The sequence below is a fragment of the Terriglobus albidus genome, from assembly GCF_025685425.1.
GTDB classification, from domain to species: domain Bacteria; phylum Acidobacteriota; class Terriglobia; order Terriglobales; family Acidobacteriaceae; genus Terriglobus; species Terriglobus albidus.
Window position 1 is genome coordinate 399,064 of record NZ_JAGTAS010000058.1, and the last position, 23,201, is coordinate 422,264.

Genomic DNA, 23,201 nt, shown 5'->3' on the forward strand with positions numbered 1-23,201 from the left:
TTGCAATGTTCTAAGAGGGCAAGATGATCAAGGGTGTCGGTATTGACATAGCGAGCGTCGAGGAAATGAGGACCTCGATCGAAGATCAACATGATTTCTTACATGAGGTTTTCACGGAGGAAGAGGTTGCGGCAGTTGCGATAAGACCAAATGCCTACGAATGCTTCGCTGCTCGATTCGCCGCCAAGGAGGCTTTTATGAAAGCCATTGGGAGCGGCTGGACAAGCGAGATCGACTACCTGGATATCGCGGTCCAAAGCGACGGAGCGTCGATTCCCACTATCGAATTATCTCAGAGAGCAGAAGTGTACTGCATGCGACTCCGACCATTCTCCATCAGAATGAGCATCTCTCACACTGCGGCTTATGCTTGCGCGGTCGTCATTCTAGACGAATAGAAGCGCCTCGCTGTTGCGACGGCTCACTTCTTGTGTAGCTGTGCACTGTTCCGCCAGATCTGAAATATCCTTCACCGACCATGTAACCCTGCGCTTCCCCTTCTGAGCAAAAAGATCGAGTTCAGCTTGTGTGGCATGACAGGTTAGATGGCCGACTCCGAGCCCTGCTTCCTGCGCAGTAAAGGCGAGCAGTTGGCCTAGACCTATGAAGTTTCCAAGAGCCTTTTGAATGTAGTACTGAGATCGATAGAGAGCGGTGAGCGAAACCGTTTCCTCTCTAACGTTGAGTTTGAAACTGAGATGTGTAAGACACGGCTGGCCGATGTCCTGTTTCGAGTCATATCCAGGTTGGTAGATAGATAGTTCTTGCGTGGATAGAGAATCGTATACGTCTACCTCGTAGGAGGCGCGCATCTTTACGGCCGCCTTGAAATTCTTCTTGAGCTTCTCTACGATCCGCTCCATCCGTATGAAGTCACCCTTCGGTGAACTCACTTTTTCCGCAAAGAGCCTGCCGGCGTAGGTCCCCCAGCCTGATTTGGAAGCTTGATAACTTGCTGGAAAGTCCTGGTAGACGGCCTTTGCGCCTCCATCGCGATAATACCCTCCAGGTAAGATTGTGTTTGCAACAGTGATGAGCGGGAGCAGGTCCTTCGAACGAAGGAAAGAATCAACCGTATTGCAGACGGCATGATCACCTGGCGTTAGGGCCGAAGGATGCTCGATCGAGACAATTAAGTTATCGATTCGTGTCCGATCAGTACCAAGAATGAGGCGAATTGCTTCAAGCCATGCGTCCGAGAGCGTTTCAGCTTCGACTGGATGGATCCGGTTCACTTTAGGCACGATATTCTCCTAAGAACAGAAGCCTGGGTTCGATGTAGGCCCTAGATAGAACGGCATGCCCCTGGGTGCCCCAGCGCATCCCCCAAGAGTTCCGTATAAGGAATGCGTTGCCGACGGCTCGCTTCAACAAGCCCACGATCAACACGGCGTGACGGCCCATCACATTTCCATCGGAATCCCATTCAAGTGGATCGAGTGTACGTATCCCGAAGAATGATGCCGTAAGTGCGAGACCCATGATAACGGGCCGCTTCAAGTGAAGGGTAGATTCAGCGGAATAAAGATTCGGGAGCAATCTTCCCTGATGTCGAAAAACTCGCGAGACCGCGGGTGGCGCGTATAAACCCAGATCGGTTGGAAGCGCATTAAGATACGGCCATTGGGACTCGAGAGGTTGGCCATCGTGCGCAAGTGCGGCAAACATAGCGTCCGGTGTGGTACCTGCCATTGGCGAATAATGACGCATTCGATGAGCCGCGCGGTAGTGAGCAAATTCAACGCTGAACTCTTCCGCCGGCTGAGCGTGAACCAGCGCGTGTGCGTCGGAAGCAGCAAAGGCAAGACACGTTGGCCTCCTTCCCTGGTCGCGAGCATCTCCGAACTCCTTTCGCAGATCGACGTCGAAAATCATGCGGCCAGAACTTCCATCCGATGTCTCAGCGTGAATCCGATAGCCGGGCGAGCGATATCGAATTTAACGCGGAATTCTTCAGCTATATCGTCTGGATCCCAAGGTCGACTTTGTACGGCACGGATATCCTTCTGCCCGGTAAAGGTCGGTTGAGCAGTGAATCTTCGTTCGACATCACTTCCGATCTCAGAACCGGCAGACAAGAACCGTTCATCGGCCACGATGCTGAATCCTGCTTCCCGAGCTTGTTGGACATTCCAAAGATACCCAGCAGACGACATCTCGCGGAGGCGTATAACGAAGAAATCATTCGGCTCTGCGATGAGCACGCTCTCAGCATCCCGTTCCGTCAATTCCCAGATATTGCATCGCCAATCCGGAGGGAGAACCCTGTTGCCGAGAAGGCCTCGCTTTATTGATTTGATTTCTTCGTCGAGAACGACTCGGCCTCGAGAGGCCGAAAGGATTTTATACTTCGTCAGCGTGCGAACTAGTGCCTCGTAGCTGACACCCAACCGGAGAGCCATTTGGTAGATGACTGCTGGCTGCTGAATCGATGCCGAGTCCCAACGCTGACGAGTGGCGACTTCGTTGATCAAGTACTCCGGCATAAGGAACATGGCCGCAAAGGTATCCGCTGCTACTTCCTCCGGGAGGTAGCGCTGAGTACCGAAGGGGGAGCGGGTAAGTATGTCGTCACCATCGATTCCTGCCCTGTGATTCAGAACTGCATGTCCTAGCTCATGTGCAGCAGTGAAGCGTTGAATAGCCAAGGTTCTTTCTGTAGTCACAAGGATGCCGCGCTTATTGAAGTTTAGGTAGGCTCCGAGGAGTCCTCCTAGTTTTTGAAACAGGAGATTGATTCCACGGCTATCGATTACGCTGAAGATGTCGACGGCTGTTCCTGGAACCCTCGCGATTGTATTGGCGTTGAGTTCCGAATGAAGTTGTTCTGCCTCTAGCGTTCCTTCCAGAACAGCGTCCCGTTGTGATGTCACTCGGTGTCCTCCTTAGGTGCGCGACTACTCAGAAACTCAGCAAATCGGCGTAACTCCATTCGGTCTGTTTCAGTTAGCTTCGAAGCTGTTCGAGCAAGATGTGCTATGTCTTGCGGCAACTCAGGTGGCGGTTCTTCGCCCGTCAGGGAGCCAATTGATCGTTGGTAGAGTTTTGCCAGAACCTGCAACTCGATGGCCTCAACCTTGCGTTGGCCAGACTCGATAAGCGAAATAGCAGTACGTGGGAGATTTAGTTTTCGTGCGACTTCGTCTTGAGAGAAGCCTACGTACTCACGAGCCTCTCTAAGGCGGTCAGCAAGGGCTGCGCGTTCAGTAGGCGACGGTTGCATCTGGTAATACTCCTTCTTGTGTTTGCGCGCTTTGTGGAGCGGGTTGTTTACAATCGAACTCGATCTTGATTTGTTGTAGAAGTGTCGTCACAAAGTCGTTTTTGTCCGAGTATCCGCCCTTCTTAATCGTGTCCTTTGAGGGGCGGTAGCCAAGCACGGCCTTACAAGCCACTAGAACACCCACGGCCTGCTGAGACGACAGCTCAGGCTGTAAGGCGAATACGGTTCCTTTTACTGGCGTCTTCGGCGCCTCCTTCAGAGGAGACTGCGTTTTTGAAATCCACCAGCCCGACAGAATCTTAGTGATAGCGTCGGTTGGAAACGCTTTTTTTGGCAGTGCGACCGTGGACATCGTGTTGCCCCCTGTTCGACTTCCGATCAATGTATAATAAAAAATGTTCGAAAGTCAAACATTTTGGGAGGCCCGTTGGACGACATTTTGCTTTTGCAACTTGCTTGGAGGCTGATCTGGTGTTCGGCTTTGGCCTACCTGATCACTTGGGTGGCGGTAACTCATTACAGTAGGCTGGCGTTCGGCAATGTAACGTTGCTTTGGTTCAGAATATTGAGCTGGTCGATTTGCACTGGTTTCATCCTTCTTGTTTGCGGGGAGCTTTGCCAGGTCCTCAAGATTTACCTCTTCTGGAGACGCTAATGTTTCTCTCGCGCGAACGCATCGCTGAACGCTTTCAAAATTCACCCCTTTTTTCGGAGAACACAGGCGACCCGAAGCATATCCAGCAAGCCTCATACGACTTGCGATTGGGCGCGGCGTCTTATGTGGTCGGCGCAGATGTGCCCGTTAAGTTATCTGCCGACAAGCAGGAATACCTGACCATAGCGCCGGGACAATTCGCCCTCCTGACTACTCACGAAATCTTGAGCATGCCCAGGGATTTGCTAGGTTTCATCACTCTGAAAAATAGTTTCAAGATGCAAGGCCTCATCAATGTGTCCGGATTCCACGTAGATCCGACGTTCAAGGGACGTCTCGTCTTCGCCGTCAACAATATCGGCCCGAGCGATATACGCCTTAGATACGGCGAGGCAACGTTTACGATCTTTTTCTCGACCGTCGACGGCGATATCGGCGAGGCTCGTTCACCAGTAAGGGAAGATTTGCCGCTGAGTTATGTGCAACTTCTGGGCGGATCGAGTTTAACCCTGTCCAAAGTCCAGAAGGACCTTGATGATCTCAAATTCAAGTTCCTCTTCTATGCTCCTTTGGGCGTTGGTCTCCTAGTCGCATTGATTCTCAACCTTTTGAAAAAGTAGTCGAGGTACGCCATGGATATGAACGAGTATCAGCAGAGGGCCCAAGTGACCAGCCAAGGAGAACGCGGAGACCAAAATACAAAGATGGTCGCGCTCTTAGGCTTGTCTGGCGAGACTGGATCCCTTTTGACTTTGTACAAAAAGGTCCTGCGTGATGGATCATCCTTCGGTTCGATGAACGATAGAATCGTGGAGGAACTTGGTGACGTGCTCTGGTACGTCGCCGACATTGCCGCTCAATTTGGTCTTAACCTTAGCGATGTTGCAGATGCTAACTTGCTGAAAATTAAAGACCGTTGGGAACCGTCGAACCCACTCTCCTTTCCGCAATTTGATAGCGAATACCCCGAAGAAGAACGGTTTCCGCGCGTGTTCGAGGCAGAGTTTTGCAACTCGGGACCCACCACGCACCCTCGTCTAGAAGTATTTATTAGTGGGCAGAAGTTCGGCAGCACGCTTACAGACAATGCTTATACGACCGATGACTACAGGTACCACGACCTACTTCACTTGAGCTTCGCGACGGTCCTTGGCTGGTCGCCTGTGCTTCGAGCGCTATTGAAGCGGAAGCGGAAGAGCAGTCCGATGTGCGATGAGGTCGAAGATGGAGGACGGGCGGCCGCGGTTGAGGAAGGACTCGCCGCATTGATCTTCGCTTATGCGACTCAACATTCGTTGCTTGATGGCGTTACCCGCCTAGACTGGCCTCTACTGCGTACCTGCAAGGAGATGACTGCCCACCTCGAAGTGAGCTCGCGATCGTCGAATGACTGGGAAGATGCGATTCTCCAGGCCTTCGCGGTCTGGCGGGAGATGAAGCGTAATGGTGGAGGCATTGTGATTTGCAATCTTGACAGCAGAAGGCTTCGGTACCAAGACCCCTGCTAGGGACAGTGGATGTGCAAGCCCCATTTGGGTGGGTAAAACGGCTTGGGAAGGTCACCGCGCATTCGGAACTGTTGCTTGATTCTTGTTCGTCCGGAAATGCCAACAACCTCCGGATGTGCGATGCGCGAATATTTATCGATCTCACAGAAGAGATTCTGGCAGTCGACCAACTGCAGTTGGCGCCCCCAAAGGGTACGAAATTGCAATCCGCATGCGGCGAACTGATCCTCTTGAGTATTACAAACTGCCTTGATCGCGTCAGATCCCAAGGCCATCGGAAGATCCGGAAAACATTTGCGTAGGCCGTCCCGAGCGCCAGGCCCCGGTACGACGAACTCCCGTTCTGAAAAATCGCATAGCGTGCTGTAATTCAGATCAGTGGCTAGTTGATAGGCCAGAAAGCTCCCCAGCATCGGTTGACTCAGCAGCATATCGTATACCTGTTCCATTGAACGAGCGGCAGTCACTTTCCTCCACACGCCCTCGGTCATCATCTTTTCGAGCAAAACCAAATGCGCACGATGTTTCCGCGTGTACGCCTTCCCGCCACTCGGCATTATGTATGCCGCTGAATAGATCCTGGATCCCGCGTCAAGCATCTCCGATAGAACCAGATCGATTTCGTCGAGAATTCCTGGCCGCCAAGAAAGATCGGAAATCCGTGCGGACAGAACTTCCCAAGTCTCAATCTTGTTGAACAATTTGAATAGAACGATCCGAAAGAATAGTTGAACTGGGCTCTGATCACCTCCGTAGATCACGTGTCGGATCAAGAACTGACTGACTCTGTCTGAAGCTCGATAAGCGTTCGTGAACTTAAAACTTTGCAGAATCGGATCTCCAGTGAGATTCGGTAAACGCTCCAACCGACGAAAAAAGATCTGTTGCCTTTCAGCGGCGAAATACCAGTAGCTCGCGAACACCGCCGTCGTTTTCCATGTACGCCCCGCGAATTTCAAAGTCAACTGTGGGCGCGATACTTCAGTGCTGTTGGGCGCGGGAAATTCGAAGCTGCGATTCACGACTGTAGGGGACATTCTTTGACGATACACAAGTCTCATCCTCTTGATTGCACTGCCGTTCCCACGCCAGCTGAGCGCTAACGAGGATTCGGCCTGCACACCACCAGAATCGACGCGTCTTTCTTGCGGTCAATCCCTTGCACGGTGCTCGCGTCCGTCGATATAGCACAATTGCCCAAACATCGGGCTGGAATCCTTCTTGAAAATCCTCATTCCTTGTTTTCGATCTCCTAGGAATCTCCGTCATTCGAGCTAACGATCAGTGCAAATTGGCGCCCGAGCATTTGGACGTGAAAAAACCTCTCGCGTCGAGAGGTTTGATGCTTCATAACTTCGATTCTTTGGTGCCGGGAGGGGGGGTCGAACCCCCACGACCGCAAGGGTCGGCGGATTTTGAGTCCGCTGCGTCTGCCAGTTCCGCCATCCCGGCTTGTTTTCTATTCTAGCCTACAGCCAGCCGCGCCGCCGGAAGTACCAGTATGGCAACACTGCCGATAAAACCATCATCGCGATTGCCATCGGATAGCCCAGGTGCCACTTCAGCTCCGGCATATGCTCGAAGTTCATGCCATACAGCGAGCCCACCAGTGTAGGCGGCAGGAAGATGACGGCCGCTACCGACAGGATCTTGATAATCGCATTCTGCTGAATGCTGATCATGCCCAGGTTTGAGTCCAGCAGGAACTGGATCTGCGACAGCAGATACGCATCATGCTCCAGCAGAGACTTGATATCCCGCTGCAGCGTCTTCAGCCGCAGGGCTTCGTTACGGTGCATGGCTTCGTTGCGGTCCTGATGCGGTGTCTCGCCGTTCTCTTCTCCGGAGAGGAAGCCGGCCGCCCGTGTCAGGCTCAGCAGGCTCTCACGAGCGCGGCCCGCCAGGTCGCCGCTGCGGCCGATCGTCCGCAGCATGGCGGCCAGGTCTTTCTCCACAGCCTTCTTGGTCGAGGTAGCATCCTGCGCGAAGAGCTCGCCGGCCAGAACATCCAGGCCGTTGCCGATCTCTTCCAGGATGTCGGCTACGCGGTCCACCACGGTCTCCAGAAAGGTCAGCACAGCATCACGAGGATGCTCGATGACCTTCGGCGTCTTATCCACACGCGCGCAGAAGAGCTTGAAGGCCGTGGGATCGGCATAGCGCAGCGTGACAAACTGTCTGGCCGTCACGATCATGGTCACGGCCGCCAGCTTGGGCTGTTGGTCACGCGGACGGCTGACCAGACGGACCGTGATGTACGAGGCGCCGTTCTCGCGGTAGAGGTTGCTGCTGCTCTCCACCTCGGCCATCTCTTCCCTGGTGGGAACGGAAAGCCCCATCGCATGTTCGACGGCGTGGTCTTCTTCCGGAGTGGGCGCCAGCAGGTCGATCCATGCGGCCTGCTGCAGCAGCGAGGGTGAGTCGCCCTCGTCGATACGCAGCGCTCCATTCTCGACGTGAAACGACCGCAGCATCGGCTACTGCACCTTGCCTTGCGGACGCAGCTTTTCCAGCTCCACGGCACAGGCGATGGCGTTCTGCGCGGCCAGCTTCAGGTTGTCCGCAGCCAGCCACAGCCACACCCGCGAGACCTCCGAACCGGAGTCCTCAGGCAGGCGGACCAGGATCTCTTTCCGCCCCGCAGCGCTGACATTGCTTGGCGGTTCGGCATCGCCCAACAGCACCTCGACATGCTCGCCTTCGAGCGCACGCTCCAGCAGAGCCAGCTCTACCGGCTGCGCAAACTCGAGCAGCACACTGAGGACATAGCCATGGAAGACCGGGGCATGCACGATCTGCAGAGCCGGCTCGGGCAGGCGACCTGCAGCCAGCCGTGCAAAGTGCTTATGGATGCGGTTTTCCGTAATGGACAGCCGCTGCACCGCTCCGTCGCCGAAGACCGGCAGAAGATTGAAGGCTGCTTGCGCGTCGTACTGTTCCTTGGGCAGCGACTGGAATGAGAGCAGGTTCAGTGTCTGCTGATGCAGCTCGTCCATCGCCTCCTTGCCCATCTGCGATGCCGGCTCATAGACCACTGCGGCCAGGCTCTGCAGCGGAAGGCTTTTGCCTGCACGCGCCGCGATGAGTGACAGCATCAGCGCCGCCGGATGTGCGGCGATGACTGCGACCGTGCTGAGACTGAGCGCCGCACCGGGTCCCTTCAACGCCAGCGCCTGTTCCGCCCACGGACCCAGTACGACCGTCTCCGGCTGCTCTTCCAGGGCATAGCTCATGTCGACGATGCCTGCACCGGCTTTGCGGGCGAAGCTCCAGCTCTCTTTGGTCTGCGCGGCGGTGCCGGCGAAGAAGACGAGGTCCAGGCCATCGAAGGCGTCGGCGTCGATCTTCTGGATGAAGCTCATCTCGTCTTCCGTGGCCTCAAGCGTTCCGGCCAGCTCTTCATGGTCCAGCAGACGCACATCGGCGGCGGCCAGCACGCTTTGCCCCAGCTCTTCATGCAGGTCCTTGCCTGCCAGGCTCGATGCGCCGGCCACGCCGACGTGATACACGCGTTCTTCCATCTTGTTTCCTTCCTGTTGCCGCTACGATGCGGTCTGCGGACGACGGCGTCGCATCCATCCATAGCTCACGCGTGAGAACAGACCGTACACCGTATAGCTGAGCGCCAGCGTGATCAACGTAATCCCAGACCACAGGAACAGCGGCACCACGGCCAGCGTCAGCAGAATCAGAAGCCGGAACGGATGCCCCCGGCTCAGGTTAATCTCTTTGCCGCTCCAGAAGCGCCAGCGGCTCACCATCAGGAACCCGACAAACGCAACGAACGACAACCACACCAGCGCGATCCAGATATTGTCGATCGGCTGGCCATCAAAGCAATGCACTACGGAAGCCACAACACCGGCCGCGGCGGGAATGGGCATACCGACAAAGTACTTCCGGTCAGGCCGTCCCGGGTTCTGCGGCTTCGGGTCCTTGGTGATGTTAAACCGCGCCAGGCGGCTGGCTCCGCAGATGAGGAACAAAAAGCAGATGAACAGCCCCAGGTCCATCACCTTCTGCCGGAAGACCAGGTTGCCCACCACGGGCAGCATGCGGAATCCCCACAGATAGGCCAGAATGCTGGGCGCCACGCCGAAGGTGATGACGTCGGCCAGGCTGTCCAGCTCTTTGCCGAACTCGCTGGCCGTGTTGGTCATGCGGGCGATGCGGCCATCCAGAGCGTCGAAGGGCATGGCGAAGGCGATGGCAATCGCCGCGCGGTCGAAGAACCTGGCGTCCCCGGTCGATACCGCCTGCAGGCTCTGCATGACGGCGTAGTACCCCACGGCGATATTGCCCGCGGTGAACAACGACGGAAGAACATACATGGCGCGCCGCGGCTGCTTGTGACGGCGCTCGATCAGCTCATCCATCAAGCCTCCGAAGCAACGGGCATCTCCGCCAGAATGGTCGATCCGCCCTTCACCCGCGATCCCTTCTTGACCTTCAGCACCGCCTCCGAAGGCAACAGCACATCCACACGCGAACCGAACTTGATGAGGCCGATGCGCTGTCCGCGCTCAACCTTGTCGCCAGCCTTCAGGTTGCAGACGATGCGGCGCGCCAGCAGACCGGCGATCAGCTTGAAGCTGACCTGATAGTTGGGGCCGTCGACGCTGACGAGCGTCTGCTCATTCACCAGCGACGAATCCGGCGAGAGCGCGTTTCTGAACAAGCCTGTCCGATGGTCGACCTGTGTCACCGTGCCTTCGATCGGCGAACGGTTCACGTGCACGTCGAAGACGCTGAGAAAGACACTGATACGCAGGCGCGATCCGGCGCCGGTCTCGATCCACTCGGCCTCGGTCACCTTGCCGTCCGCCGGAGAGACAATGACTCCCCTGCCCTGCGGGATCGTACGCGAGGGGTCGCGGAAGAACCAGAGGAAGAAGACCGCCAGCAGAACCGGAATCACAGCCAGCCAGGGCCATGCAGTCAACCACAGAAGAACCGCAACGACACCCAGGCCGAGCGCATACAGAAAACCGTCACGCACCATAAAGTTCTTCCGATTATAGAGCCGTGGGGAGAAAAGGTCGTTATCCGAGGTTTTGGGAGCCCATACACCGGGGGTGCCCCATGTGCCTAAAGGGACGTAGGTATCGGCGATGTAAATCCACCTCCCGGGTGCCCCATCCTCGCAACGCTAGGGTGGGCGAGGAGCCACAACTTTATCCCGAGCGATTTTTGTTTGTCATTTCGGAGCGGAGCGGAGAAATCTGCTTCTCTACCAATTCGTCCGAACAAACAAAAACCGTTCGAGCTCCGCTCGAATGGTTCACCCCAGCGAACAAGTTCGCTGGGGACCCCGAATGTCCCACATCTGCTTCGCAGATATGGGGCACCCAGTTGGGTTGCACCGACGTACGGAGACACACCGATCCTGCAAGGCATCGCTGCCCAGCGCTATTGCCGGCTCGATTGGCTCCGCAGCTTCCGCAGAGGGACCTAGTCCCCTCGCAGATGCTCTATCTCATCCTTCAACTTCAACTTCATCTTTTTCAGGCGAATCTCCTCCCATTGGTCCGCGGGTGAATGCAGCGGATTCATGACAAGGTGATCAAGGCGTTCAGAGTAGTTCGCGTGTTCCATCTGTAGACGGGTAAGTTGCTCATGACGGAACGACGCCTCGGTGTGCGCAGGAAGCATGAAAACCTCCTCCAGACTGATGCCAAGCACTTTACTCCGGTCTTTTTTCGAGGGCAACCGTGTCTTGTGGAAACTGTAGGGACATCAACACGGCGTCCTCGACCGGGTCGCGATAGTACCTGCGGCGCAGCCCTTCCTCCTGGAAACCGAGCCCCCGATAAAGCGCCCGCGCAGCAGTGTTGCCGCTACGGACCTCCAGGATCAGCCGTATCGCTCCGGCGGCCTGAGCCTCACCCAGCAGATACCGCAGGAGCCCGTTCCCGAGGCCGTTTCGCCGATAGGCAGAGGCCACAACAATCGCCTCCAGCTCGGCCAGAACCTCACCGGGAATCCGCAGCAGCGAGGCCACGGCGTAGCCTGCGATGTCTCCGTCGGCCTCGGCGATTACGACAATGGCGTCTCCGGCGAGCAGTCCCCGCCAGTGGACGTCAGTCCACGGCGGCATGCCCGGCGTCGCAGCCTGCAACCGCTGCAGCGCAGCCACGTCCCTCTCCTCCGCCCGTCTGAACGCACTAGCCATAGAGAATTATCGCCATAAAAACGGACTAACCACCACACAGGGTGCCCCATATCTGCGAAGCAGATGTGGGAATATCGCCACCACAATGGGTGCCCCATTCATCGCGAGACGGGTCCCTGACGACCTGTTTCGCTAGGGTGGATCGCGATGAGTGGGATATTCGCGCTCCTGCGCGAATATCCCGCGTAGCGCGATGACCTCAGCGGTTAAAACCGCTTCCCTGGAGGCTGGGTACGGGACGGCTGGAAGCCGTCCCCTTAAGCAAAACAATTCGAGCTTGGCTCGAGTGGTTCACCCAGCGAACAAGTTCGCTGGGGACCCCTAATGCCCCACATCTGCTTCGCAGATGGGGCACCCAGTCCGTGCTATCCCCTATGCTCCAGGGCTCGTTCCGCATCCGGGCGACGCAGATACAGCGCATCCACAGCTTCAGCAGTCACCAATCTGCCGGCCTCCAGCGCTTCGATCGCCAAACCCAGGCCGCATTTTGCCGTTGGCTCCGCCACACGCACCACCATGAACGCATCCAGCGAATCCGCTACCCGATCTTCGCAGACCACCACCGTCACATGCGCAGGCACACGGCTCAGCATCTCTTCCAGCGTCACCAGCTCCTGCTCACTCGCGCTGCCCAGGTAAAACTCCCCTCGGCCCGCGTTGAGCACCGCAAACATCGCCTTCGGCTGCATTGCCCGCAGGACGTCCAGCCGCGACAGCGGAATCAGCCCAACACCGGACGCCTCGGACAACCCCTTTGCCATGGCAACCCCGACACGCACGCCAGTGAATGACCCTGGTCCGTGCAACACAGCGATGGCATCGAGATCCGCCAGCGAAAACCCTGCTTCATCTAACAACGCGCGCACAGCACGCATGCCATGCGAGGCTGCCATCCTGGGCGCGAGCTCTATCTGCCGCACTCCTGCTGCAGACGATAAAGCGACAGATCCGCCCAGGCCGCAGGTATCGATCACCAGCAACCGCCGATCGCTCACCCCAGCACCTCGCCCGACTTCACCTGATAGCCATGCAGAAAGTCCGTCGCAGGCATACGCTTCTTGCCTTCGAGTTGCACTTCATCCAGCACCAGCATCGTGCCGTCAGCACACCCGGCCAGCAAGCTGTCGCCATTCACGCGCACGGCTCCCGGTTCTGCAACACCGGCCTCAGCATGCATGCGACGCACCGTCAGCTTCTTACCGCGAAAAATCGTGAAGCACCCTGGCCACGGCTGAAAGCCGCGCCAGCGATTCACATTCCACTGTGCTGTCTGTGCAAACTGAATGCGGCCGTCCTCACGCGTCAGAATCGGAGCCAGCGACGCCTGGGACTCATCCTGCTTCTGCGGCGTGATAGTTCCTGCCTGTAATCCTGCAAGCGTTTCCACCATCAGCTTCGCGCCCACCTCGGCCAGGATCGGAAACAGATCCACCGATGTCTGCTCCGGCCCGACTGGCACTTCCTGCTTCAGGAGCATCGCGCCGGTATCGAGACCCTCGTCCAGCAGCATGGTGGTCACGCCGCTAATGGTCTCCCCATTGGCGATGGCCCACTGGATCGGCGCGGCTCCGCGATACTTCGGAAGCAGTGAGGCATGCCCATTAATGTTGCCGTACCGCGGAAGATCGAGCATCCACTTTGGGATGATGCGGCCATAAGCCACGACCACAATCACGTCGGGAGCGATCGCTTCGAGCTCCGCGCGGAACTCTGCGTTGGTCTTGATCTTCTCCGGCTGCAGGACACGCAACCCATGCGAAAGCGCGAGTTGCTTCACCGGAGGAGCCACGATCTCTTGATTGCGACCCACGGGACGGTCGGGCTGTGTCACCACCAGGGCGATCTCATGCCCGGCGCCGATCAGCGCCTGCAGCGTGGGCACGGCGAACTGCGGCGTACCGCAGAAGACCAGGCGCACCGCTCTACCACTCCCCGTTTTTCTGCATCTTGCGAATGCGCCGCAGCACCAGGTCGCGCTTCAAACGGCTGAGGTGATCGATGAAGAGAACGCCATTCAGGTGATCGATCTCATGCTGAAACGCACGAGACAGCAGCTCGGTGCCCTCGATCTCAAACCACTTGCCCTCTACATCCTGTGCGCGCACCTTCACCTGAAAGGCGCGGTTCACCTTCTCGCGGATCTCCGGCAGGCTAAGGCAGCCCTCTTCTTCATGTTGCTTGCCTTCCTTTTCGATGATCTCGGGATTGATCAGCACAATCTTCTCCGCCGGGTTCTTCTTAAACGAGAGATCGATGATGCAGAGGCGCTTCGCAATATTGATCTGCGGCGCCGCCAGACCAATGCCCTGCGCCTCATACATGGACTCGAACATGTCCTCGACCAGCTGTTTCAGCTCCTTGTCGAAGACAGTGACGTCCTTGGCGGGCTTCATCAACACAGGGTCGGGATACTTAATAATGGGATAGATCATCGTCCTACCAATCTTGCCATCCTGCGCGCAGCGCCGAGCTTCTTTCTTGTCATCCTGAGCGCCCGGGGTCCCCAGCGAACTGGTTCGCTGGGGTGAGTTAGCAAAGGACCTGCTTTAGAAGTTACGAATCTGTACGCAGTAGCCCTCAAAGTTGCGCTTCAGTTCCTTCAAAGAATCTCCGCCAAACTTCTCCAGCACCAGCCGCGCCAGCGTCAGTGCCACCATAGCCTCGGCTGCTACGCCCGCCGCCGGCACCACACAGACGTCGGAGCGTTCATACGCCGCCTTCACCGGTTCACGGGTCTCGAAGTTCACCGATCCCAGCGGGCGGCGCAGTGTCGAGATCGGCTTCAGGTAGCCGCGGACGATCACATCCTCGCCATTGGAGATACCGCCCTCCAGACCACCGGCGTTATTGTGGTCGCGCTCGAAGCGCGTGAACGGGCCATCTGTTTCGCCGTAGGAGATGGCATCGTGAACCTCTGATCCCTTCGACTCCGCTGCCGTGACGCCGCGGCCGATCTCTACGGCCTTCACCGCCTGCAGACTCATCACTGCCTGGGCGAGCAGACCATCCAGGCGCTCATCCCAGTTCACGTGCGTTCCCACACCCGGAGGCACACCATGAGCGACCACCTCGAAGACTCCGCCGATGGTGTCACCGGTGCGCAGGATGCCATCAACCTCAGCCTTCATGGCCTTCTCGCTCTCGGGGTCGGCACAGTTCAGCAGTATCTCGTCCTTGCCGTGCAGAGCCTTGATCTCGTCCCAGGTCACCGGACGCTGCAGCTCAGCCTTGCCTACGCGGATCACGTGGCTGGCGACTTCAATGCCCAGTTCCTTCAGCAGCAGCTTCGCCAGAGCTCCGGCAGCGACGCGCGCCGCGGACTCACGGGCGGAGGCGCGCTCCAGCACGTAGCGGGCATCAGGAAAGTCATACTTCAGCGATCCAGCGAGATCGGCGTGTCCAGGCCGAGGAGACGCCACAGCCTTGTGCTTTTCGGGATCGCCCGGCTCAACCGGGAGAATCTCAGTCCAGTTCTTCCAGTCGCGATTCTCCAGCGTCATCGCGATCGGCGACCCGATGGTGTGGCCATGGCGAACGCCCGAGAGCACATGTGCCGTATCGCGCTCAATACGCATACGGCCGCCGCGGCCATATCCCTGCTGACGCCGCCAGAGCTCGCGGTTGACGTACTCCAGATCGACCGGCACCCCGGCGGGCATACCACTGACCAGCGCGACGAGACTCTCGCCGTGACTTTCACCTGCTGTGGAGAAACGAAGCATAAACATCAATTTTATCGCGAGATGTCCCATTTACAGGAGTGCCCATACACTGGGGTGCCCATGTCCCCTTAGGGACATGGGGATTCGCACTGCTCGCGAGCGTCTTTCTTGGGCATGCCCTCAGCGGCTGAAGCCGCTGTTCGTAGCGGCCCAATACGGGTCGGCTGAAGCCGTCCCCTTAAGCACTACATTCGCGCTTCGCGCGAACCTTTTGTCATCTCGTAGCGAGCGAAGGAAGCGGAGAAAATCTGCTTCTCTACCGCCACGGTTCGCTAAGAAAGACGATTCGAGCTCCGCTCGAACATCCCACCCATCGCCATGCGATGGATGTGGCACCCAGTGCATGGGCCAAAGCAGGTCCCTCGCTACGCTCAGGATGACAACGGAAGTTGCCCAACTAGCAACCAGGAACCAGCAACTAGGAACTGCCCTTCAGGTATTCCTTCGAGTCCACCAACTGCCGATCCATGCTCCGGATCCAGTCCGTCACCGAACCCGGCTGTGCACCGCCCGCGACATGATTCGCAAGCTGTGTCCGCAGGTTCTGCATCTTCGCTTCCAGATCATCAATGGCGTGGAAGACCAGAGCCTCTGCAAACATCGGCAGCTTGGGAGAACCGAACTCCAGCGATCCATGATGCGACAGGATCATGTGCTCCACCAGGATGCGCAGCCTCTCCGGAAACGGCTCCTGCTGCGAGACGAGTGCGAGCTTGTCACGCAGCATGCCCATCGCAATGGAGATGTGTCCGATCAGCTGCCCCTCAGCCGAGTAGGCAAAGCTCGACTTCCACTCCAGCTCGCGCGTCTTGCCGATGTCGTGCAGAATCGCAGCCGTGCACAGCAGATCCGGATCCACCTCGGGATACTGCGGGGCCACCCGTTTGCACATGCGCAGCAGGAAGACAACATGCTCTAACAGTCCTCCGATCCAGGCATGGTGCAACACCTTTGCTGCTGGGGCGCTCATAAACGCCGGCCCGATGACGGGATCGTCGAGGAACGCATTCACCAGCCGTTGCAAGTGCACGTTGCTGAAGGCATCGACGGTCGAGCGCAGCTCCTGCCACATCTCTCCGATGTCGTACTGCGTGTGCGGCAGAAAGTCAGCGGGTTCGACTTCGCTTTCAGCCGCCGGGCGAAGCTTCTGCAGCGTGATCTGGAAGCGGCCGTTGTACTTCGAGATCTGTCCCTGGGCCTTCACATAGCAGCCGGGCTCGCAGGTACGCAGCGCGTCCTCGAACTCGTCCCACATGCGTGCGTCCATGGTGCCGGTCTTGTCCACCAGCGTGAGCACCAGGTACTGCCCCCCGCCTGATCTCTTCTCCCGCGCCGAGATGGAACCCAGTGCAAAGTAGCTGGTAATGACCTCGTTCTCGTACTGCGAGGCGTCTGCGATAAAGAAAGACTTCATATCCTGAAGTTCAAGGATACCCGCCGCCTGCGCCATCAGCACACAGCACCGCGCGCCCGACACATCTTAAATACCTTCGTCCCCGACTGGGCACCCCACCTTCGGGGTCCCTAGCGAACTCTGTTCACTGGGATGAACGCTCGCAACGCTAGGGTGGGCAAGGGAGAACGTCACCGTTCCAACTCTTTTTGTCATTTCGGAGCGTCGGGGTCCCCGACCACCTTCGCTGGTTGGGGTGAAGCGATAGCGGAGAAATCTGCTTTTGAATAACCAGCAAAAAGGCCCCGTCTCCGGGGCCCTTTCTCTTCCTTACTTATTAGTCGTATCGCCGGTTCCCGGCGGTACCGGACTCTTATACGTCCCGTCCTCATTCCGCTGACTGTTGACTTCCTTCTGCGTCTCCGAGGGCGCCTGGACAGTCTGCTGGATGCGCTTCTTCTCCTCGCCCTTCTTGCGCTTTACCTTCTTCTTCTTGGCAGTGTCGCCATTCAGACCGAGCGCAGAGGACTGCACCTGGCGGCTCTGTACTTCTTCTTCCTTCGGAGCATCCGGCATAGCAGCGGCCTTCTCACGGGCAAACGCAGCCTTGCGGTCCACCTTCGCCTGTTCAAACTCCTTTTGCTTGGCAGAGTAGCGCGACTTGTGATCGGCCACCGGAGTCTTCGGCGCCAGCGGATCGGCATTCGCCGCAGCGGCCGCGGCAGCGGCATCAGCATTCGCCTGCGAGAGCGGATTGCTGTCTACCGGAGCGATCGCTGTTCCTGGAGCAGCCTCTTGCTGCGTCGCTCCGTTAGCTACCTGATCTTCAGGAGCCGCTGGCAGCGCGGTCCGGGGAGCCTGGCCGTAACGCACCTTCTCACGCTTGATCTTCTTTGGCTTGCCGTTCTTGTCCAGCGGCAGGCTGGCGAGCTGCGCTCCATCCTTGGGGGCCTGGGCCAGACGACCGGTCTTCGCCGTATCGAAGCGGGACTTGTTCGCCTTCTTCTTCGGAGCCGGAGGGGTATAAGCCGTAAAGATGAACGAGGTCTGACGCCCCGAAGATCCGGAATCCGTATAGCCAGGCCTCAGATCGATGTAGGCATCCTCACGCAACTTGGTCAGGTAGGCACGCAGAGCCGGATTCATCTGCTCGGAGTACATCGCCTCCTGCACCTGGGGTTCAATCTGCTCCAGCGGAGGAACGCCGGCCGGGATGTGCTCGGTGACCTTCAGGATCACAAAGCCCTGGCGAGTCCGAATGGGAGCGGTATTTTCGCCGGCCTTCAAGACAAAAGTCTTATCTTCAAGGACTTGCGCCAGAGCTCCACGCTTGAACATGCCCAGGTCGCCGCCCTGTGCCGCCGTCGGTCCACCGGAAACCGTCTTGGCGAGATCCTCGAACTTCGCTCCGCCGGCCAGTTGTGCGACTACATCATCTGCCTTCTTCTGGGCGGCTGCAATATCGGAATCGGTCGGAGTGGCAGGGGTAGGAATCAGGATCTCGGAGAGGTGAATCTGCTCCGGCTGGGTGAACTCATTCTTGTGAGCGTTGTAGTAGCGCACCTCGTCGGCGTGCGTCATCTGCAACTTACGGCCGACCTCGTTGCGGACCACTTCGCCGGTAATGATGTTGTTGCGAATCGATGCCTTGAAGTCCTCAAAGCTCACACCCTGATCGCGGGCAGCCTTTTCCAGGGCCTCCATCGAATCAAAGTGGTTCTGCTTGCGGATCTCGTCCAGGCGGCGGACAACTTCGGCATCGGCATTGATACCGAGCTCTTTGCCCTTTGAAATCAACAGTTGCTGGTCGATCAGGTCGCGCAGAAGATCTTTGCGGCGCTTGTCGGCGTCTTCCGGAGACACGTGGTTCTGGGCGATCTCGCCCTCAAGCTGCGCCTGGGCACGCTCATAGTCCGAGCGGGAGACGATCTGGTCATTCACGCGGACGACCATATCCTCAACCACTTCGGCGTCGGGCGTAATGGCCTTGGGCGTGGGCGAATTCACCGGCTGCTTCTGGGCAATGGGGCTTACGTAGCGCGGAGCGCTGGACTTCTGCTGCTGGGCGAACGCTGAAACAGCCAGAAGCAGGCTGGCGCTGCCTGTCAGGATGGATGGACGAATGGTCATAAATCGAAACAGATTCCCTGCCGGTTGAACTGCCATACCTAATTCGACTGCAAAGGCCCAAATCGGGTATCGACTCGCCTATTCTACGCCCCGCGAGGCGATTTTGGGCCTCGGTTCGGCTCACCTTCCAGTGCTATACTCCGTCATACGCGGGAGATAGAGCAGCCTGCGTTCGAGCTCTTCCCTACCTGATAAAGAGGTACCGTCCACAATGGCTCTTCGCACCCGCCGTGCCGCCTTCTCTGCAACCGTTTTTCTCGCCACATGCGCCCTTGCCGGTTCCTTCGTGAACCAGAGAGTTGGAGCGCAGCAGGCCACTGACGAAAACAAAGTTCGCGACAGCCTTAAAAGCTTCACCAGCGCCTACGCCGTGGTCGAGCAGAACTACGCCGACCCCATGACCGGCGAGCGCATCGACAAGGCTATCTACGACGGCGCCATTCCGGGCATGTTGCACACGCTCGACCCGCACTCGAACTTCTACGATCCAAAGGCCTACGCGCAAATGCGCGAAGACCAGCACGGCAAGTACTACGGTGTGGGCATGCAGATCCAGCCCCAGGGCAACAAGATTGTTGTTGTCGCTCCCTTCGAGGGCACGCCCGCCTATAAGGCCGGCATCCGGCCGGGCGACGTGATCGTCTCTGTCGACGGCAAGTCGACAGAAGGCATGGACTCGGCCGCTGTCGCCACCCTGTTGAAGGGCGCTCGCGGTACCCATGTTGCCGTGGTGATGGCCCGCGAAGGCTCTGAGAAGCCGCTGACCTTCGACCTGGTCCGCGATGAAATTCCTCGCTACTCGGTTGATCTGGCCTTCCAGATCAAGCCGGGGGTTGGCTATATCCACGTCTCCAGCTTTATGGAGACCACCAGCCACGAGGTCGCCGATGCTCTGGAGAAGTTCGGCAAGATTGACGGCCTGGTCATCGATCTGCGCGGCAACCCCGGTGGCCTGTTGAAGGAAGCTGTGGCGATGAGCGACAAGTTCCTGCAGAAGGGACAGATCGTCGTGAGCCAGAAGGGCCGCGCCTTCCCGGATGAGGTGTACCGCGCCACCCGTGGCGAACAGGGCAAGTCCTATCCCATCGTCGTGCTGGTAAACCGCAATACGGCATCGGCAGCCGAGATCGTCTCCGGCGCGCTACAGGATCACGACCGTGCGTTGATCGTGGGTGAAACCACCTTCGGCAAGGGCCTGGTGCAGACCGTCAGCACGCTGAGCGAGAACACCGGCCTGGCGCTGACCACCTATCACTACTACACGCCGAGCGGCCGCCTGATTCAGCGTAACTACGACAACGTCTCGCTCTACGACTACTACTATGTACGCGACACGCCCAAGGACAACGCCAACCGCGAGGTGAAGCTCACCGACAGCGGACGCACCGTCTACGGCGGCGGCGGCATCACGCCGGACGAAAAGGTCGAGACGCCGAAGTCCACACACCTGCAGGACCAACTGCTGATCGGCTACGCCTTCTTCAACTACTCCAAGCACTACCTGGCGAGCCATCCGGTCACCAAGGAGTTCACGGTGGACGACGCGGTCATCGCCGACTTCAAAAACTTCCTGAAGTCTGCTCCGTCGACGCAGAACATCACCTACTCCGATGCTGACTTCGATGCGGTGAAGGACTGGATCAAGGCCAACATCAAGGCCGAGCTCTTCACCTCGCAGTTCGGACAGACCGAAGGCCTGCGCGTCCGCGCCGACTGGGACCCGATGATCCAGAAGGCCGTCGGCTTCCTGCCGCAGGCACAGGCGCTGGAGGACAAGGCCACCAGCGTGCAGAAGCAGGCAGCGCTGCGGTAAGTCTCCTGCAACACAGAATCAGCGAAACACCGAAGGGCGCGTTGAGAGACGCGCCCTTCGTCTGCTAAACTAACTTTCGTTGGTTGTGCCACCGTCCGCGCCCACCAGATGCGCGGACTTCTGTTGTGGGGCTGTAGCTCAGCTGGGAGAGCGCCTCGTTCGCAACGAGGAGGTCAGCGGTTCGATCCCGCTCAGCTCCACCAAAAGTCTCCTCCGCCATTCTTTCAGCCCTCCCCGAACATCTTCTTTTTTGTTTGTCATCCCGCAGGGATCTGCTTTTCGGCTCATCTTACCGGGCTACAATTCCGCCAAGGAGAACTGCAGCATGACCAACGCATACGAGACCATGCGCAACTGGAAGTGGACACAGACAGAAAAGATCGTTGCGCGCCGCGCCTTCGATCAGGCAGTTAAGCAAGACCTCGATGCGGTCCTGCGCGAGGCCAAAGAGCGCGCTGCACAAATTACCAAACCGGCCGAACTCTGGGAACTGGAAGAGTGGCTCGGCAACCAGCGCCGTCGCATCGACCGTGAGTTCGACTACCGTTACTCCGTCTTGCCTGAGGTCTTCGCTTACCTCCTGCGCTCCGGCCGTCTTACCGAAGATGACCTCCTTGGCCTCGACCGCGCTAAGCTCGACACCATCCGCAGGATGTCCAGTTACTAAGTCATATCGATAAATTCAAGATAGGCCATACACTGGGTGCCCCATATCTGGCAGCATTATCGCCAGATGTGGGTGGGGTGGCCACGGCAATCCTATCATGCCGCAAAAGTTACCCACCCAATTCCTTTCGGTTTGTCATCGGTATGGATCTGCTTTTCTTCAGGCAAACCGCAGCATCAATGCGTAGCCATTGACTTCCTACCAAGCCTCCGACTCAGCCGATCGAACATCTCCGGAAGCTCACGGAAGGGATATCGCTTGAACTCCTCTGGGCTGGCAACATCAAGCATCTTGATCAACCCAAGATTCATCTCCACATCAAACTCCCCAAGCGCATCATCCAACAGCAGGTAAGCGATCTGTTGCAGGGTGACATCATCCTCGCGAAAGTTGGGAAGAAACAGATGAATTCCGGCAATCTTGCCATTATCGAGAAGTGAAAAGGAAAGATCCTCCAGGTTGACAATCCTCCCATTGAGCTCGACTGTAGGAAACAAAGCGCGAGGCGGCCGGAAAGCAGTGATCTTCCACTGAGGCATATCGGGGCAGCACTGACCAGCGAGACAACCGCGGGAAAAACATCCGTCAAGCCATCGGCGCTGATGACAAACTCTCGTATTGGCTCACGAGGGCCAATCTCAAACGCCAGCCGCTCATCCACGAGATGTAACGCGTCTTGTATCTCGTCAAGCAACGCCTCATCGTCATATGCACTGCCATGCAATCTTTGCTGGTTTGCAAGAAACCAATTCCAGAAGCCTTCAATCTCTCGCACAGTTCCTCACTGATCCTACAATCTCGCGACTATCAGTCATGAGCTATTCCGCAGACATTCAGATAGCCCCTCGGCCTTCCAATAACAGAGAAGCAGATGCATCGCTACAAATTATCTGGTTACGTTCCGTCTGTCCCCGGGTTTTCCAATTATCTGGTTACGTTCCGTCTGTCCCCGGGTTTTTCGTGCTTAAATGCGACCGACCCTACGCACAGGAGTAGAAGCCCCCTGCCCAAGCAGGGCCGGTCGAACCATATTTGGCGTTCCGGTATGACGCGTACCGGCCATGTGTATGTTTCACGTAATCGCGAGGCTGCTCGCTTCGTCGAGAGCTACTACCAGGTGCACATGATTAGACCTCAAGCAATATCCCAGAGAGAAGTTCCGTATTGCTGCATATTCTCTGACAACAGCTTCAGATACACAGCTCGGTCAGCGTCACCGTCCAGTATGTACCGTCCGGCATTGCCTCGTTGCGTAAACATGATGCGGCTACCACTCGCGCAAATCGTCCGCTCGTTACATCTCGTCTGTCTCCAGGCTTCCTACATCGTGAGAGGGAGCAAGGGAGGCTGAGTGCCCGCTCTCACCTTTAAAGAAATGATCGCCTCGTCGCTAAGCGGCTCCGGGAGGCCGGCAAGGAACTCGATGTCCGCTTCTTGCCGCCGATTCTCCTCTCGCATTAAGGCATGGGAAACGATCCAGCTATCTTCTTCGGTTGAGGACACGCCCGAGCCTTCTAGGTCGCTCAGATAGAGATATAGGGAGTCTCCGGCAAGCGCTGAGACGCTTGTGATGTGCTCGGCACGACCATCTTTTGTAAACGAGATGATGTCATTAGCCGCGAGGGCAGCGTTCAAGGCGAACGAGGTTAGCTCATGGGAGTAATCCTCGGTGTCCGGTACACCTCTAAGACATGCCTCGCTGATTGACCGATGCACTGTAGAGTTTTGTAAGGTAGCCCATGCGGCATCTTTAGCTTGCACGTAGCAAGAGGCATTAAAGCCCGTATCTTTCGAAAAAGCAAACAAGCTTGGCAGCATCCTCTCAAAAATCAACAGAGCAAAAGCAAGTTGCTTCTTTCGAGAGAGCCGGCCTACTGACACTAGCAATTTATCATTTCCGATCATCGTTTTCCTTGCC

25 protein-coding genes and 2 tRNA genes are annotated in these 23,201 nt (G+C 57.4%); 6 read left to right on the top strand and 21 right to left on the bottom strand.

All coding sequences use genetic code 11. The features are described 5' to 3' along the window. Window positions 1-23: 23 nt before the first annotated feature. On the top strand, window positions 24-398 hold the full coding sequence (acpS, locus tag OHL21_RS20745) for a holo-ACP synthase (RefSeq protein ID WP_263419216.1): 375 nt from the start codon (window positions 24-26) through the stop codon (window positions 396-398). Here acpS and OHL21_RS20750 read toward each other — a convergent pair. The 5 genes from OHL21_RS20750 to OHL21_RS20760 are packed head-to-tail and all read right to left on the bottom strand — an operon-like array spanning window position 387 to window position 3,575. Continuing rightward, entirely contained in the window at window positions 387-1,244 is an 858-nt protein-coding gene (locus OHL21_RS20750) for a thymidylate synthase family protein (protein WP_263419217.1), read from the bottom strand. The two genes, acpS and OHL21_RS20750, sit on opposite strands and share 12 nt — an antisense overlap. Next, complete coding sequence (locus tag OHL21_RS24580) at window positions 1,237-1,875, bottom strand: C1 family peptidase (protein ID WP_399259041.1); 639 nt, start codon at window positions 1,873-1,875, stop codon at window positions 1,237-1,239. The genes OHL21_RS20750 and OHL21_RS24580 overlap by 8 nt, the downstream gene beginning before the upstream one ends. Beyond that, window positions 1,872-2,873, bottom strand: coding sequence for an ImmA/IrrE family metallo-endopeptidase (locus OHL21_RS20755; RefSeq protein ID WP_263419218.1), 1,002 nt, complete (start codon window positions 2,871-2,873; stop codon window positions 1,872-1,874). The genes OHL21_RS24580 and OHL21_RS20755 overlap by 4 nt, the downstream gene beginning before the upstream one ends. Continuing rightward, complete coding sequence (locus OHL21_RS24585) at window positions 2,870-3,223, bottom strand: helix-turn-helix domain-containing protein (RefSeq protein ID WP_399259043.1); 354 nt, start codon at window positions 3,221-3,223, stop codon at window positions 2,870-2,872. The genes OHL21_RS20755 and OHL21_RS24585 overlap by 4 nt, the downstream gene beginning before the upstream one ends. Continuing rightward, window positions 3,204-3,575, bottom strand: coding sequence for a hypothetical protein (locus OHL21_RS20760; RefSeq protein ID WP_263419219.1), 372 nt, complete (start codon window positions 3,573-3,575; stop codon window positions 3,204-3,206). Before OHL21_RS20760 ends, OHL21_RS24585 begins: the two co-directional genes overlap by 20 nt. A 302-nt stretch (window positions 3,576-3,877) precedes the next feature. Between OHL21_RS20760 and OHL21_RS20765 the strand changes: the two genes are divergently transcribed. Both OHL21_RS20765 and OHL21_RS20770 read left to right on the top strand, forming a co-directional pair. Next, entirely contained in the window at window positions 3,878-4,498 is a 621-nt protein-coding gene (locus OHL21_RS20765; RefSeq protein WP_263419220.1) for a dCTP deaminase, read from the top strand. Between the two features lie 12 nt (window positions 4,499-4,510). After that, entirely contained in the window at window positions 4,511-5,386 is an 876-nt protein-coding gene (locus OHL21_RS20770) for a nucleoside triphosphate pyrophosphohydrolase family protein (RefSeq protein ID WP_263419221.1), read from the top strand. Here the strand turns inward: OHL21_RS20770 and OHL21_RS20775 are convergent. The 14 genes from OHL21_RS20775 to OHL21_RS20840 form a co-directional block, all read right to left on the bottom strand. Beyond that, on the bottom strand, window positions 5,383-6,408 hold the full coding sequence (locus OHL21_RS20775) for a nucleotide kinase domain-containing protein (RefSeq protein WP_263419222.1): 1,026 nt from the start codon (window positions 6,406-6,408) through the stop codon (window positions 5,383-5,385). The two genes, OHL21_RS20770 and OHL21_RS20775, sit on opposite strands and share 4 nt — an antisense overlap. A 342-nt stretch (window positions 6,409-6,750) precedes the next feature. After that, a tRNA-Leu gene (locus tag OHL21_RS20780) sits at window positions 6,751-6,838 on the bottom strand. Between the two features lie 17 nt (window positions 6,839-6,855). Continuing rightward, on the bottom strand, window positions 6,856-7,860 hold the full coding sequence (locus OHL21_RS20785; protein ID WP_263419223.1) for a magnesium transporter CorA family protein: 1,005 nt from the start codon (window positions 7,858-7,860) through the stop codon (window positions 6,856-6,858). A gap of 3 nt (window positions 7,861-7,863) precedes the next feature. Further along, entirely contained in the window at window positions 7,864-8,907 is a 1,044-nt protein-coding gene (locus OHL21_RS20790) for an Asd/ArgC dimerization domain-containing protein (protein WP_263419224.1), read from the bottom strand. Between the two features lie 21 nt (window positions 8,908-8,928). Further along, entirely contained in the window at window positions 8,929-9,762 is an 834-nt protein-coding gene (pssA, locus tag OHL21_RS20795) for a CDP-diacylglycerol--serine O-phosphatidyltransferase (protein ID WP_263419225.1), read from the bottom strand. Next, a complete protein-coding gene (locus tag OHL21_RS20800) occupies window positions 9,762-10,388 on the bottom strand; it encodes a phosphatidylserine decarboxylase (RefSeq protein ID WP_263419226.1) in 627 nt (208 codons plus the stop codon). The genes pssA and OHL21_RS20800 overlap by 1 nt, the downstream gene beginning before the upstream one ends. A gap of 449 nt (window positions 10,389-10,837) precedes the next feature. Next, window positions 10,838-11,038, bottom strand: a complete 201-nt coding sequence (locus tag OHL21_RS20805; RefSeq protein WP_263419227.1) for a DUF465 domain-containing protein — start codon at window positions 11,036-11,038, stop codon at window positions 10,838-10,840. A gap of 31 nt (window positions 11,039-11,069) precedes the next feature. After that, entirely contained in the window at window positions 11,070-11,522 is a 453-nt protein-coding gene (gene rimI, locus OHL21_RS20810) for a ribosomal protein S18-alanine N-acetyltransferase (protein WP_263419228.1), read from the bottom strand. A gap of 401 nt (window positions 11,523-11,923) precedes the next feature. Further along, entirely contained in the window at window positions 11,924-12,553 is a 630-nt protein-coding gene (gene tsaB, locus OHL21_RS20815; protein WP_263419229.1) for a tRNA (adenosine(37)-N6)-threonylcarbamoyltransferase complex dimerization subunit type 1 TsaB, read from the bottom strand. Further along, window positions 12,550-13,476 (bottom strand): methionyl-tRNA formyltransferase, encoded by a 927-nt coding sequence (gene fmt, locus OHL21_RS20820; protein WP_263419230.1) that lies wholly within the window; start codon window positions 13,474-13,476, stop codon window positions 12,550-12,552. The genes tsaB and fmt overlap by 4 nt, the downstream gene beginning before the upstream one ends. Window positions 13,477-13,480: 4 nt before the next feature. Beyond that, window positions 13,481-13,990: a peptide deformylase gene (gene def, locus OHL21_RS20825; protein ID WP_263419231.1), complete on the bottom strand. Its 510-nt coding sequence runs from the start codon at window positions 13,988-13,990 to the stop codon at window positions 13,481-13,483. Between the two features lie 114 nt (window positions 13,991-14,104). Continuing rightward, window positions 14,105-15,280: a chorismate synthase gene (gene aroC, locus OHL21_RS20830; RefSeq protein ID WP_263419232.1), complete on the bottom strand. Its 1,176-nt coding sequence runs from the start codon at window positions 15,278-15,280 to the stop codon at window positions 14,105-14,107. Between the two features lie 418 nt (window positions 15,281-15,698). Further along, the gene (locus OHL21_RS20835; RefSeq protein WP_263419233.1) at window positions 15,699-16,694 is read right to left on the bottom strand and encodes a 3'-5' exoribonuclease YhaM family protein; all 996 of its coding nucleotides are present in this window, start codon (window positions 16,692-16,694) and stop codon (window positions 15,699-15,701) included. A 309-nt stretch (window positions 16,695-17,003) separates the two neighbouring features. Further along, on the bottom strand, window positions 17,004-18,803 hold the full coding sequence (locus OHL21_RS20840) for a peptidylprolyl isomerase (protein ID WP_263419234.1): 1,800 nt from the start codon (window positions 18,801-18,803) through the stop codon (window positions 17,004-17,006). A gap of 211 nt (window positions 18,804-19,014) precedes the next feature. Between OHL21_RS20840 and OHL21_RS20845 the strand changes: the two genes are divergently transcribed. The 3 genes from OHL21_RS20845 (at window position 19,015) to OHL21_RS20855 (ending at window position 21,283) form a co-directional block, all read left to right on the top strand. Continuing rightward, window positions 19,015-20,616 (top strand): S41 family peptidase, encoded by a 1,602-nt coding sequence (locus tag OHL21_RS20845; RefSeq protein WP_263419235.1) that lies wholly within the window; start codon window positions 19,015-19,017, stop codon window positions 20,614-20,616. 127 nt (window positions 20,617-20,743) lie between these two features. Then, a tRNA-Ala gene (locus tag OHL21_RS20850) sits at window positions 20,744-20,819 on the top strand. 122 nt (window positions 20,820-20,941) lie between these two features. Next, a complete protein-coding gene (locus OHL21_RS20855) occupies window positions 20,942-21,283 on the top strand; it encodes a hypothetical protein (protein WP_263419236.1) in 342 nt (113 codons plus the stop codon). 176 nt (window positions 21,284-21,459) lie between these two features. Here the strand turns inward: OHL21_RS20855 and OHL21_RS20860 are convergent, their stop codons facing one another. Together OHL21_RS20860 and OHL21_RS20865 are read right to left on the bottom strand one after the other, a co-directional pair. Continuing rightward, on the bottom strand, window positions 21,460-21,822 hold the full coding sequence (locus OHL21_RS20860) for a hypothetical protein (RefSeq protein WP_263419237.1): 363 nt from the start codon (window positions 21,820-21,822) through the stop codon (window positions 21,460-21,462). A 781-nt stretch (window positions 21,823-22,603) separates the two neighbouring features. Beyond that, complete coding sequence (locus tag OHL21_RS20865; RefSeq protein ID WP_263419238.1) at window positions 22,604-23,188, bottom strand: YjaG family protein; 585 nt, start codon at window positions 23,186-23,188, stop codon at window positions 22,604-22,606. Between the last annotated feature and the right edge of the window lie 13 nt (window positions 23,189-23,201).

Excerpts from the sequence above, each read along its gene's own strand:
- OHL21_RS20770 (WP_263419221.1), top strand. The coding sequence starts at position 4,511 with ATGGATATGAACGAGTATCAGCAGAGGGCCCAAGTGACCAGCCAAGGA.
- OHL21_RS20800 (WP_263419226.1), bottom strand. The coding sequence starts at position 10,388 with ATGGTGCGTGACGGTTTTCTGTATGCGCTCGGCCTGGGTGTCGTTGCG.
- def (WP_263419231.1), bottom strand. The coding sequence starts at position 13,990 with ATGATCTATCCCATTATTAAGTATCCCGACCCTGTGTTGATGAAGCCC.
- OHL21_RS20845 (WP_263419235.1), top strand. The coding sequence starts at position 19,015 with ATGGCTCTTCGCACCCGCCGTGCCGCCTTCTCTGCAACCGTTTTTCTC.
- OHL21_RS20785 (WP_263419223.1), bottom strand. The coding sequence starts at position 7,860 with ATGCTGCGGTCGTTTCACGTCGAGAATGGAGCGCTGCGTATCGACGAG.
- OHL21_RS20765 (WP_263419220.1), top strand. The coding sequence starts at position 3,878 with ATGTTTCTCTCGCGCGAACGCATCGCTGAACGCTTTCAAAATTCACCC.
- OHL21_RS20790 (WP_263419224.1), bottom strand. The coding sequence starts at position 8,907 with ATGGAAGAACGCGTGTATCACGTCGGCGTGGCCGGCGCATCGAGCCTG.
- acpS (WP_263419216.1), top strand. The coding sequence starts at position 24 with ATGATCAAGGGTGTCGGTATTGACATAGCGAGCGTCGAGGAAATGAGG.
- OHL21_RS20840 (WP_263419234.1), bottom strand. The coding sequence starts at position 18,803 with ATGACCATTCGTCCATCCATCCTGACAGGCAGCGCCAGCCTGCTTCTG.
- OHL21_RS24585 (WP_399259043.1), bottom strand. The coding sequence starts at position 3,223 with ATGCAACCGTCGCCTACTGAACGCGCAGCCCTTGCTGACCGCCTTAGA.
- OHL21_RS20835 (WP_263419233.1), bottom strand. The coding sequence starts at position 16,694 with ATGAAGTCTTTCTTTATCGCAGACGCCTCGCAGTACGAGAACGAGGTC.
- aroC (WP_263419232.1), bottom strand. The coding sequence starts at position 15,280 with ATGCTTCGTTTCTCCACAGCAGGTGAAAGTCACGGCGAGAGTCTCGTC.
- OHL21_RS20855 (WP_263419236.1), top strand. The coding sequence starts at position 20,942 with ATGACCAACGCATACGAGACCATGCGCAACTGGAAGTGGACACAGACA.
- pssA (WP_263419225.1), bottom strand. The coding sequence starts at position 9,762 with ATGGATGAGCTGATCGAGCGCCGTCACAAGCAGCCGCGGCGCGCCATG.
- OHL21_RS20865 (WP_263419238.1), bottom strand. The coding sequence starts at position 23,188 with ATGATCGGAAATGATAAATTGCTAGTGTCAGTAGGCCGGCTCTCTCGA.
- OHL21_RS20805 (WP_263419227.1), bottom strand. The coding sequence starts at position 11,038 with ATGCTTCCTGCGCACACCGAGGCGTCGTTCCGTCATGAGCAACTTACC.
- OHL21_RS24580 (WP_399259041.1), bottom strand. The coding sequence starts at position 1,875 with ATGATTTTCGACGTCGATCTGCGAAAGGAGTTCGGAGATGCTCGCGAC.
- OHL21_RS20760 (WP_263419219.1), bottom strand. The coding sequence starts at position 3,575 with ATGTCCACGGTCGCACTGCCAAAAAAAGCGTTTCCAACCGACGCTATC.
- OHL21_RS20860 (WP_263419237.1), bottom strand. The coding sequence starts at position 21,822 with ATGCCTCAGTGGAAGATCACTGCTTTCCGGCCGCCTCGCGCTTTGTTT.